The organism is Nocardia sp., from assembly GCF_025465275.1.
Classification (GTDB): domain Bacteria; phylum Actinomycetota; class Actinomycetes; order Mycobacteriales; family Mycobacteriaceae; genus Nocardia.
Window position 1 is genome coordinate 1 of sequence record NZ_JAODNK010000168.1, and the last position, 11,303, is coordinate 11,303.

Genomic DNA, 11,303 nt, shown 5'->3' on the forward strand with positions numbered 1-11,303 from the left:
CCCTTCCTGCCGTACTACAAGGAAGCCGGGATCAAGGTGCTGCACAAGTGCACCAGCGTCCGGCACGCCCTGAAGGCGCAGAAGATCGGCGTCGACGGCGTCAGCATCGACGGCTTCGAATGCGCCGGGCATCCCGGTGAGGACGATGTCCCCGGCCTGATCCTGATTCCGGCCGCCACCCAGGTGCTCGACATTCCGGTCATCGCCTCCGGCGGTATCGCCGATGCGCGCGGCCTGGTCGCGGCGCTGGCGCTGGGCGCGGACGGCGTGAATATGGGCACCCGCTTCATGTGCACCCAGGAGTCGGCGATCCACCAGACGGTCAAGGAGCAGATCGTCGCCAATTCCGAGCGTGCCACCCAGCTGATCTTCCGCACCATGCACAACACCGCCCGCGTCGCGGACAACGAGATCAGCCGCAAGGTCGTCGAAATCGAGAAGGCCGGCGGCAAGTTCGAGGATGTGCGCGATCTGGTCGCCGGTGCGCGCGGCCGCCGCGTGTTCGAAGAGGGCGATCTGGACGCGGGCATCTGGTCGGCCGGCCAGGTTCAGGGCCTGATCAACGACATCCCGACCTGCGCGGAACTGGTGTCCCGCATGGTCTCCGAAGCCGAGGAGCTCATCGGTTCGCTGAGCCGCCTCTCCGCACCTTCAGCGCACAGCTAAGCGCCCACACAGTCCCATTCGCGTGCCGGCGGTCGGGTGCGCCACAAGTTCTGGGGGTACCCCAGGAGTTACCCGGCCCTCGCGAAATCTGTTGTTACTTCACAATCCCAGACAATTCGGGCAAGGACCCTTGGCGAATCTGCCAGGGGTACTTGTCGTTTCGGGTGTCCCCGGGCGCCTGATCCGTCATGCTTTAGGGACACGACGGACGTGTGGCGGAGGTGGCCGATATGGCAATCACTCGAATTTATCTCGATGACGACGCCCTGCGTCGGGCGATGGCGATTTCGGGCGTGCACACCGAACAGGACGCGGTGAACCTAGCATTGCGTTTCTTCGGTTCGCATGCGACAGCGGCGGATTACGAGCACCCGTTTCACCCGCGGGCAGCCACGGCATCGTAATCGTGCGAGGCGATGACCTCGATACCGTCGGGGAGCGCGTGTAGGCGCTGAATGGTGCGGAAGGCGTCGTCCCGGTCGGCATCGAAGAGCCGGCCGGGCATGGGGGCTTTCTCCCGAATCAGCTTGATCTGCAACGTGTTCCAGACAGCGTCACCGGCCAGGAGTACGCGCGTGCCGTCGTCCACGGCGAGCAGCACGCCGATACTGCCGGGTGTATGACCGGCGAGATCCACCAGTACGACCGCGCCGTCGCCGAACAAGTCGTGGCTGCGCGGAAAGGTGAGTACCGGAGGACCGTCCAGTTCGATATTGCCGGTCGTGCGATTCCGCAATGGCGCGCGCACCACACCGATCGGCGCCTGCGGACCGCCCATCGCCCAGTCGTATTCGATTGCCGGAATTCGCAATTCGACCGAATCCGGAAGTTCCAGCAGACCGGAGACATGATCCCAGTGCAGATGCGTGGCAAGAACAAAATCGAGTTGCGCACCGGTGAGATCCCGCGCGGCCAAGGCATCACCGAGCCCGAGCACCGGTTTGTCCGGCGAAACGAGCAGCCCGACCGGGAAGGGCAATCCCGGCAGCACCCGCCGGTGCACATCGGCGCACAGCGCCGGATCGACCAGGAACCGGGCCTGCGGATGTTCGACCAGGAACGCGCCCATGGCCATGGGCAGCTCGCGCAGGCTGCGCACACCCTCGGCGACAATGGTGGCGGGCGCGGACATCCGGCCCTGGATCAGCGACCGGAACTTCACGGTATTGCGCGCCGGCGGCACCTCCGCCAGGTGCAGCCCGGCGAGAAACCCGGTATCGGGTTGCCGCGGCCGCAATAGTTTGGCGGGCGTCGCCGCGACGGCCGCGCAACAGCGCGCCAGGGTGGACAGGGCGCCGGGGCGGCCCTCGGTCACGGAGGCGTTCTGCCCCTCGTTTACAGGGTTCTCGCTCACCCGCGTCACGCTATGTCACAAGCTACCTGCGCGAAAGCTCTTCTGGGCGGGACGAAACCTTGGCAGAATCGCCGGAGGTACTTCGGCGTGGACGGCGCCGGACACGGGAGGGACTTCCTGTGCGGGAGAGTACGACAGCATCCACCGATCGCACACCCATTCTCCGGGTGTCGATCGTCGGTGTCGCGTACCGCGCGACAGGTACCGCCTTCGACCACGAGTGGTTCGGGATCACCGAGCGCGAGGCCGCCGCCATGGACCCGCATCAGCGGGTGAATCTGGAACTGGCGGTCGAGGCGCTCGACGATTCCGGTCTCGGTTGCCTGGCCCGCGGCTCCCGCGCCGCCGTGGTCTTCGGCGCCGCAACGGTATTCGCCGCCGGCGCCGCCAATAGCGCGCACCAGCTGTCGCGGGCACTCGACCTGCACGGACCGAGCCTCATGGTGGGCAGTGATCGCGCTTCGCCGCTGGTAGCAGTGGATACGGCGGTGCGACTGCTGGCCGATGACGCGGTCCCGTTCGTCATTGCCGGTGGCGCGAACCTGACTCTGCTGCCCGATATCTCAGGCATCACCGCGCCTCCCAGCAGCGACGTGAGCACCGTCCTGGTGCTCCAGCGCACCCTGGAAGCAGCGCGCACCGGAACACGCTGCTACGCCGAAATCGCCGGAACCGGCCTGGGTTTCCCCGGATCCGGGGAGACCGATGCGCACATCGCCCTCCGCAACCACGGCACCCACCCCTCCCCCGACGCCCGCGGCGACGAACCCCCGGTCCTGATCCCCCTCTCCAGTACCGATCCGATCGCCCTCCACGATCTGGCCCAGCACTGGGCGGACACCGCCGCCACCTACCTCACCCTCCGCGAATTCGCCACGGCCGTAGCCCGACTCGTCCCCGACCGATACCGAGCCGCCATCCTCGCCCATGACACCGTCGACGCGGCAACCCAGCTCCGAACCCTCGCCCAGCACATCGCCGCCGCCGGCTCAACCACGGTGTACAGCGCGAACTACCGCGCCACCACGCCTGCCCCGGTAGACCCCGGCACGGCCGAGGTGGGACAGATACGGCTCGACGCCACACCGGGCCCGGGGGAAGCCCGCGCGTCGGACATCACAGCGAATCCGGACACAGCCGGCACGGAGCCGTTGCCGCACAACGACTCCGGTATACCGGCGGGCGCGGTGTGGCGGCCTGGTGCGGCCCTCGCGACGGGTGGCGGCTCGACCGGAACAGGCGAGCACACCGAATCAGGCGTGTGGACGAATCCCCACGGCGGTGGGGCAGTCGCCGTTCCGCACAGCGGGTCGAGTGCGTCGACTGAGTCGGGCGCAACGCGGGCGGCGGCCTACGCACCGCGCGGACCGGCGGCTCAGGGCAATTCGTGCGGGGTGGGCGCCGGCGTCGTGCGGCGCATTGTCGGGTCGGTGGTGTCGGCGGTAGCACGGCCTGCCGGAAGCGGTGAGGTGGTGGGGGTTTCCGGGGTGCGGCGGGAGGGTGGGGTGCTGTTGCTGTTTTCGGGTGGGGGTGGGCATGCGCGGATGGGGCGGGGGTTGGCGGCTCGGTATCCGGTGTTTGCGGGGGCGTTGACGGAGGCGGCTGATGCGGTGGCGGAGGCTGGTGGGCCGCGAGTGTGGACGCCGCGCACCGGGTTCGGGCACGGGGAGGTCGGCGAGGACTTTGCGCAGCCGGCCCTGTTCGTGCTGCAGGTGGCGCTGGCGGAACTGCTGGATTCGTGGGGGGTGCGGGCCGATGCTGTTGCGGGGCACGGGGTGGGTGAGGTCGCGGCGGCGGCGGTGAGCGGGGCGGTATCGCTGGGTGATGCGGCGCGGATCGTGGTGGCGCGTGGCCGACTGCTGTCGAAGATCGGGGATCACGGTGCGGCAGCGGTTTTGGAGGCGACGCCGGCCGAGGCGCTGCGGCTGCTGGAGCCCATGCGGGCGACGGTCGGGGTGGCCGCGATCGACGGGCCGCGCTCGGTCATCGTCTCGGGGGAACCGCGCTATATCGACGCATTGGTGCGCCGCGCACATCGGCGGGCCATTTTCGCACAGCGCATCAACGCCGAAAGCGCAGTAGCCGGAACGATTGCGGTGCCGCATATCCCCCAGGTGCGAGCCGTTGCGCCACAGCTGATTACGGAGCTCGCCGGGATCACCGCTCGGCGGCCGGAATGCGCCGTCTACTCGACGACACGGCGAGGCGCGGTGATCGGAGGGCCGGTCCGCAGCGCGGGAGACGATGGCGGCGCGGCCGCAACCGCGCACAGGCCGCATCCGAGCGCCGCTCCCCAGACGCGCGGCACCGCACCGAATCCGACCGCCGAACCGAACCGGAACGGCGCTCGAACGCCGGAGGCCGACCCGGGCATGGATGCCGCGTATTGGGGCGAGAATGCGGCAGGGCCGGTCGAATTGGGCGCGGCCCTGGAACAAGCGGCCGCCGATGGTTTTTCGACGGTGGTGGAAGTCGGGCCGCATCCCGTCCTGGCGGCAATCGTGCGGGAGCAGGCGGCATTTCGGGAGTCCACGTATTCGATGGCCTCGCGCGTTGATGAGGCGGCGAGTTTTCTGCGGACGATCGCGCGACTGCATCTCGACGGGCGGGCCGTCGACTGGACGGCGCTGGGACCACAGACTTCGCCGCCGCCGCAAAGGCGTTGGCGGCGCACAATTTCGGTGAACGGTGCGGCGGTGCGCCCGCCCGAGATGCCCATTCGGGCCGAGGGCACGTACGTGGTCGCGGGCGGGCTCGGGAATTCGGGTGCGGTGGCGGTGCGGTGGCTGCTGGATGCGGGTGCGCGCGATGTGGTGGTGCTGACGCGCATGCCGCGCGCACTGCCGCCGCCATTGGACGGGATGGACGACTGGATCGTGGTGGTGCGCTGCGATGCCACCGATCGGACGGATCTGGCGACGGCGCTGCACGATATTCGGGAGTGCGGTTCGCCGATTCGCGGCGTCGTGCACGCGGGCCGGGAGCCCGATCGCACGGCGGCCGCCAATCTGGTGGAGCTGACCGCGAGCGATCCGACCGACTTCACCATCGGGTTCTCCACCTCCGGCTGGCAGCCGCTGTCCCGCGTGTCGGGTGCGACCGGCCGGTGATGCGGCCATGATGACTGCATGGCGGAACCGATTGTGCAGGTGAAGTGGAAAGACGAACCGGACGAGCACGACTATCCGGCGGCGACCGACTACCTGGAACTGCTGGGCGCTCCGGACGTGGTGCAGACGGTGATCGAGGAGTTGCGGTCCGCGAAGGTCACGCACAAGAAGGCCAAGGACATTCTGCGGGCCTCCGGCCTGGAGCTGGCGCCCGCTTCCAATCCGTATGTGCGGCGGGACCTGGCGAAGATCGCGGCGGGCAAGACGCTCTCACCGGTCCTGCTGGTATGCGGTGACTTTCGGAAGGGCGTCCCGATGCAGATCGCGGACGGCTACCACCGGGTGTGCGCCATCCACTACTCGGACGAGAACATTCAGATTCCGGTGAAAATCGCTCCACTACCGTGACATTCGGACTTCTCGCACTCATTATCGTGCTCGGGCTGGCCGGACCGGTGCTGGCCTGGCGCTCGCAGTGGCACCTACCGGTCATCCTCGGTGAGCTGCTGGCCGGAATCCTGTTCGGCACCACCGGTTTCGGGGTATTGAATCCGGCGGATCAGACCTTCACCTTCCTCGCCGATGTCGGATTCGCCGTGGTCATGTTCGTGGCGGGCACCCATGTGCCCATGCGTGATGCGACCATCCGTACGGCGCTGGGCAAGGGTGCGCTGCGCGCCGTGCTGGTCGGCCTGCTCGCGGTGATCGCGGGGCAGGCGGTGTCCGCGATCTTCGATACCGGACACGGCGCGCTCTACGCGGTGCTGATCGCGTCTTCCTCGGCCGCGCTGGTGCTGCCGATCCTCGATTCGCAGGGCCTGAACGGGCCTGGTTCTCTTCAAAAACCCGTGCTGGAGTTGACCGCTCAGGTCGCCATCGCCGATGCCGCGTGTGTGGTCGCACTGCCGCTGGTAATCGATCCCGCCAATGCCGGACGTGCGGCGCTCGGCGCGGTGGCGGTGTCCGCAGCCGCGGCCGCGGCGTACTTCATGCTCCGGTACCTGAGCAATTCGGGTATCCGGCAGCGCTATCACAAGATCTCCGAACAGCGGCAGTTCGCGCTGGAGCTGCGGGTGAGCCTGGCCCTGCTGTTCGCGCTGTGCGCCCTGGCCACCAGCACGCATGTATCGGTCATGCTGGCGGGCTTCGCCCTGGGACTCGCGGTCGCCGCAGTCGGTGAGCCGCGCCGGGTGGCCAAGCAGCTGTTCGCGCTCGGCGACGGATTCCTGACGCCGATGTTCTTCGTCTGGCTGGGCGCGCGCCTGAATCTCCGTGAGTTCGGCCAGCATCCGTGGCTGATCCTGCTCGGCCTGGCGCTCGGCGGCGCGGCGGTGCTGACCCATATCGCCATGCGGTTCACCGGTCAGCCGATCATCTTCGGCACCATGGCCGCCGCGCAGATCGGGGTGCCGGTCGCCGCGGTCACCGTCGGCACGCAATTGCATGTGCTGAAACCCGGAGAGCCGGCGGCGCTCATGCTTGGCGCCCTCGTATCGGTCGCGGCAACCGCTCTGGCAGCCAATCGCGCGGCGGTCCGGCAAGCCGCGCAGCCGGGACCACAGGACCCGAAGCCCGCCGGTTAGGGCTCGCGGCCGAGCAGCCGATCCGTTTCGCGGCGTTCACGTTTGGTAGGGCGGCCGGTGCCGCGATCGCGGTGCGGCAGGGTGGCGACCACCAGCGGGTCGGGCGGGGGCGGGCTCTTGTCGATCATGCAGAGCGCGGCGACGGCCGCGCCGACGCGCTTGGTGAGCAGTCGCTCGACAATCACAATGCGTTCGACTCCGCCGACGCGGACGCGGATCTCGTCACCGTGTTTGAGCGAGTGGGCAGCCTTCACCGGCACGCCGTTGACACGCACATGCCCGGCGCGGCAAGCGGTGGCCGCCGCAGACCGGGTCTTGAAAAGACGAACAGCCCATACCCAAGAATCGACTCGGGCCTGGGCTGGTTCGCTCGGTAGAGCAGAAGTCACGCGTTGACGATACGGCTCACGCGCTGATGCGACGCGCAGTGACCACCATGTTGGGACGCAGATTGGTGTAGGAGACGGGAGTACCGGTCTGCACGGCGTTCAGCAGCTTGCCGTCTCCGGCGTACATACCGACATGGCCGCCGCCGTTGGTGACAACGATGTCACCGGGCTGCAGATCCTCGAAGGCCACCGGGGCGCCGACGTTCGACTGTTCGAAGCTGGTGCGCGGCAGTTCGACTCCGGCCTGCTTGTAGGCCCACTGGACCAGACCCGAGCAGTCGAAGCTGTACGGACCGGTAGCGCCCCAGGAGTACTGGGCGCCGACCTTGGACTGTGCGGCCTGGAGAGCGATCTGGGCCGGGGCACTCGGCTGCTGGTGCTGAGGGAACAGCTCCGGAAGCTGGAAGCCATTGGCGCCCGGGGAGGGATTGGCGCCGAGCTGCTGGATGGCAGCGCCCGGGTTCGCCTGAAAGTCCTTGACCGCCTGGTTGAACTGCTGAACCTGCGGTGCAAAATTGTCCGGCACATCGAAGTTCCCGATACCCGGAACATCAATGGTGGCGGCCGAGGCGGTAATCGCCGGGAACGCGCCGGTTGTCGTTGCTGCCATGGCGCCCATCACAATGGCGCCCTTCACGGAATTCGGTACCCGAGATTCCCGCTGCAAACTGTGTCTACCCACCGAGCTCGCATCTCCGATCTTGTGCTGCATCCCGATTCGAGGACGAATGTGTTGCTCGTCATCGTCTAGCCGGTAACGTCGCGGGCCGCCTCTCCGATGAAGCGACAGACTCCGCTAAGTCACGAAGAGATTACGATGGCCAGCCCGTGTTGTCCACCCCACACGCGGCGCGTGTCGCGACGCACCGCAAAACGCCCGGCGGACACGCGAATTCCCGCACCGGAAACTGGATCACGACTCGGTAACCCTCAACTCCGCAACCCTCAACTCCGCGCCTCGGCGGACCGCTCGAGTTCCTCGATCCGGCGCCGAGCATCGGCGAGCTGGACCTCCAGCTGCCCCAGCGCCATTACCAGCGGCCCGACCGCGAGGTCCGCGACCAATTGCGGATCGTCGTAGCCGCGTTCGATGGCCACCAGAATGTTGTTGCGAATGCGGGCCGCCACCACCGCCTCGGCGGGAACGTTCCAGGACTCGACCACCTCGGCGACGGTGGACGGGGCTTCCTCCGACATGAACCCTCCTGCCCTGGGCATCAGCAAATCAGTCATAAGGGTAGCGAGGGACGAAGAGCGGCAAGGGGTGCGAAGGGAACACCCGTCGCGGCACGCGCTCACACCCCGCGTATGCCGGTCGATAGCTGTGTCTAGGGGGTTCCGTAGATGCCCGGATAATCCGTGATTTTGGCGTTACCGTCGTCGCGTGGACCCGGTAAGAAACCCGTACGCCCCCGGCGCCGGACAGCGACCGCCCGAACTCGCGGGCCGAGATCGGCAGCTGGACGCCTTCGACATCGTGCTGGAGCGCATTGCCCGCGCCCGCCCGGAGCGCAGCGTCATGCTCACCGGATTACGCGGCGTCGGGAAGACCGTGCTGCTCAATCAACTTCGCTCGGCGGCGCGCTCGCGCGGCTGGGGCACCGGCAAACTCGAGGCACGCCCCGATCAGGAGCTGCGCCGGCCGCTCTCCTCGGCACTGCACATGGCGGTGCGATCGATCGCTGTGGCACATCGCAATCCGGACCAGGTCGACGACTTCCTCGGCATTCTCAAGGCTTTCGCGCTGCGCTCCACCGCCGACAAGGGCATGCGGGAGCGCTGGAATCCGGGCATCGATGTGCCCGCGGTGACCGGCCGGGCCGACTCCGGCGATATCGAGATCGATCTCGTCGAGCTGTTACTGGAGGCCGCGCAACTCGCCCGCGACGCCGGTGTGGGCATCGCGCTGTTCATCGACGAGCTGCAGGATCTGGGCCCGGCGGACATCTCGGCCATCTGCGGGGCGTGCCACGAATTGAGCCAGGACGCCGCGCCTTTGATCGTGGTCGGCGCGGGGCTGCCGCACCTGCCCGCCGTGCTTTCCGCCTCCAAGTCATATTCGGAGCGGCTGTTCTCATATCACCGGATCGATCGTCTCGATCGGGAATCCGCCGACCAGGCCCTCATCGCCCCGGCCGGGCGGGAGGACGTGAAGTACACCGAGGCCGCCCTGGACGCGCTCTACGAGAAGGCCGACGGCTATCCGTACTTCGTCCAGGCCTACGGCAAGGCCACCTGGGACGTGGCCACCCAGAGCCCGATCACCGAAGAGGATGTGGACGTCGCCGCGCCCACCGCAGAGGAGGAGCTGGCGGTCGGGTTCTTCGGCTCCCGGTACGAGCGGGCAACCCCGGCGGAGCGGGAGTACATGCGCGCCATGGCAGATCTGGCCGGAGACGACGGACCGGTCTCCACGGCCGCCGTCGCGCGGGAGCTGGATCGCAAACCGGCGTCACTCTCCCCCGCCCGGGACGGGCTCATCAAGAAGGGCCTGATCTACTCCGCCGAGCGCGGCACGATCGGTTTCACGGTGCCGCACTTCGGCCGATACCTGCGCGGCGTGCAGTAGATCCCCCCAATTTCCCCCGTGTGCGCTGCCCACCGGGCAGCGCACACGGGGGCTGGAGAGTTGCCGAAGATTCAAGATCATTGTCTGACAAGCGGTTTCGATCATTGCCAATGACTACCGGTGGGTAACAAAGACTCCTACACTCGAATGTGATTCCCATCACGTCCGAGGAGGACCACATGGCGACTACCGCGAAAGTCGATGCCACCGAAGAACAGGCCCGGGCACTCGTCGAAGAGTCTCGCGAAACCACCTGGGCCAAACCCTCCTTCGCGAAGGAGATGTTCCTCGGCCGGTTCCGCCTCGACCTCATCCATCCGTTCCCGCATCCCGATGCGGCGGATCAGGCCAAGATGGACGCCTATCTGACGCGGCTGCGCACCTTCTGCGAAACCATCGACGGTCAGCGCATCGAGGTCGAGGGCCGCATTCCGGACGAATATGTGCGCGGGCTGGCCGATCTCGGCTGCTTCGGCCTCAAGATTCCGGAGGAGTACGGCGGCGTCGGCCTCACGCAGGTCGGCTACAACCGGGCGCTGATGCTGGTCGGCTCGGCGCACGCCAGCCTCGGCGTGCTGCTGTCGGCACATCAGTCCATCGGCGTCCCGGAACCGCTCAAGCTCGCGGGCACCCCGGAGCAGAAGCGAGAGTTCCTGCCGCGCTGCGCCAGAGGCGCGGTGAGCGCCTTCCTGCTCACCGAACCCGATGTCGGTTCCGATCCGGCGCGCATGGCCTCGACCGCCACCCCCACCGCGGACGGGGAGGCGTACGAGATCAGTGGCGTGAAGCTGTGGACCACCAATGGCGTGGTCGCGGAACTGCTCGTGGTGATGGCGCGCGTGCCCAAGAGCGAGGGCCACCGTGGCGGCATCTCCGCCTTCATCGTGGAGGCGGACAGCCCGGGTATCACTGTGGAGCGCCGTAATTCGTTCATGGGCCTGCGAGGCATCGAGAACGGCGTCACCCGCATGGACAAGGTGCGGGTGCCCAAGCGGAATCTGGTCGGGCGGGAGGGCGACGGGCTCAAGATCGCACTCACCACGCTGAACGCCGGCCGGCTCGCGATTCCGGCCATGTGCACCGGGGCGGCCAAGTGGTCGCTCAAGATCGCCCGGGAGTGGAGCGCCACCCGCGTGCAGTGGGGTCGTCCGGTCGGTGAGCACGCGGCGGTGGCGTCCAAGCTGTCCTTCATCGCGGCAACGACTTTCGCGCTGGAGGCGGTACTGGACCTGTCGGCCACGATGTGCGACGAGAACCGCAACGACATTCGCATCGAAGCGGCGCTGGCCAAGCTGTGGGCCTCCGAGATGGCCTGCAAGATCGCGGACGAACTGGTGCAGATCCGCGGCGGCCGCGGCTACGAGACGGCCGCCTCTCTGGCCGCACGCGGCGAACGCGCCGTGGGCGCAGAGCAACTCGTGCGAGATCTGCGCATCAATCGCATCTTCGAGGGCTCCAGCGAGATCATGCGGCTGCTCGTCGCGCGTGAGATGGCCGATGCGCATATGTCGGCGGCCGGGGCGCTGGTCGATCGCAATGCCGAGCTCAAGGACAAGGCCAAGGCGGCGGTCGGCGCGAGCGGGTTCTATGCCAAGTGGTTCCCGCAGCTCACCGTGGGCAGCGGCACCGTCC

At 67.7% G+C, this 11,303-nt stretch carries 11 protein-coding genes; 7 read left to right on the forward strand and 4 right to left on the reverse strand.

Annotated features, from left to right (window positions below):
- Together JWN03_RS35020 and JWN03_RS35025 are read left to right on the forward strand one after the other, a co-directional pair.
- Nucleotides 1-666 (forward strand): NAD(P)H-dependent flavin oxidoreductase (locus tag JWN03_RS35020; protein WP_297624200.1); only part of this gene is annotated, 666 nt, incomplete at its 5' end.
- 212 nt (nucleotides 667-878) lie between these two features.
- Nucleotides 879-1,070 (forward strand): type II toxin-antitoxin system VapB family antitoxin, encoded by a 192-nt coding sequence (locus JWN03_RS35025; RefSeq protein ID WP_297624203.1) that lies wholly within the window; start codon nucleotides 879-881, stop codon nucleotides 1,068-1,070.
- Here the strand turns inward: JWN03_RS35025 and JWN03_RS35030 are convergent.
- Nucleotides 1,043-2,020, reverse strand: coding sequence for an MBL fold metallo-hydrolase (locus tag JWN03_RS35030; protein ID WP_297624206.1), 978 nt, complete (start codon nucleotides 2,018-2,020; stop codon nucleotides 1,043-1,045). The two genes, JWN03_RS35025 and JWN03_RS35030, sit on opposite strands and share 28 nt — an antisense overlap.
- 59 nt (nucleotides 2,021-2,079) lie before the next feature.
- Here JWN03_RS35030 and JWN03_RS35035 point away from each other — a divergent pair, with 59 nt between their 5' ends.
- The 3 genes from JWN03_RS35035 to JWN03_RS35045 are packed head-to-tail and all read left to right on the forward strand — an operon-like array spanning nucleotide 2,080 to nucleotide 6,713.
- Entirely contained in the window at nucleotides 2,080-5,130 is a 3,051-nt protein-coding gene (locus tag JWN03_RS35035; RefSeq protein ID WP_297624209.1) for an acyltransferase domain-containing protein, read from the forward strand.
- A 30-nt stretch (nucleotides 5,131-5,160) separates the two neighbouring features.
- Entirely contained in the window at nucleotides 5,161-5,538 is a 378-nt protein-coding gene (locus JWN03_RS35040; protein WP_297624224.1) for a hypothetical protein, read from the forward strand.
- On the forward strand, nucleotides 5,535-6,713 hold the full coding sequence (locus JWN03_RS35045) for a cation:proton antiporter (protein WP_297624212.1): 1,179 nt from the start codon (nucleotides 5,535-5,537) through the stop codon (nucleotides 6,711-6,713). The genes JWN03_RS35040 and JWN03_RS35045 overlap by 4 nt, the downstream gene beginning before the upstream one ends.
- On the opposite strand, the gene JWN03_RS35050 is transcribed toward JWN03_RS35045, so the two are convergent.
- The 3 genes from JWN03_RS35050 to JWN03_RS35060 all read right to left on the reverse strand — a co-directional run bounded on the left by JWN03_RS35050 (nucleotide 6,710) and on the right by JWN03_RS35060 (nucleotide 8,299).
- Nucleotides 6,710-7,102 carry an RNA-binding S4 domain-containing protein gene (locus tag JWN03_RS35050; protein WP_297624215.1) on the reverse strand — a complete coding sequence of 131 codons (393 nt, stop codon included), beginning with the start codon at nucleotides 7,100-7,102 and terminating at the stop codon, nucleotides 6,710-6,712. The genes JWN03_RS35045 and JWN03_RS35050 overlap by 4 nt on opposite strands.
- 16 nt (nucleotides 7,103-7,118) lie before the next feature.
- On the reverse strand, nucleotides 7,119-7,721 hold the full coding sequence (locus JWN03_RS35055; protein ID WP_297624227.1) for a C40 family peptidase: 603 nt from the start codon (nucleotides 7,719-7,721) through the stop codon (nucleotides 7,119-7,121).
- A gap of 326 nt (nucleotides 7,722-8,047) precedes the next feature.
- Nucleotides 8,048-8,299 (reverse strand): hypothetical protein, encoded by a 252-nt coding sequence (locus tag JWN03_RS35060; RefSeq protein ID WP_297624218.1) that lies wholly within the window; start codon nucleotides 8,297-8,299, stop codon nucleotides 8,048-8,050.
- Between the two features lie 187 nt (nucleotides 8,300-8,486).
- Between JWN03_RS35060 and JWN03_RS35065 the strand changes: the two genes are divergently transcribed.
- Both JWN03_RS35065 and JWN03_RS35070 read left to right on the forward strand, forming a co-directional pair.
- The gene (locus JWN03_RS35065; RefSeq protein WP_297624221.1) at nucleotides 8,487-9,671 is read left to right on the forward strand and encodes an AAA family ATPase; all 1,185 of its coding nucleotides are present in this window, start codon (nucleotides 8,487-8,489) and stop codon (nucleotides 9,669-9,671) included.
- Nucleotides 9,672-9,850: 179 nt separating this feature from the next.
- Nucleotides 9,851-11,303: acyl-CoA dehydrogenase family protein (locus JWN03_RS35070; protein WP_297624223.1), on the forward strand; the 1,453-nt coding region annotated here is incomplete at its 3' end.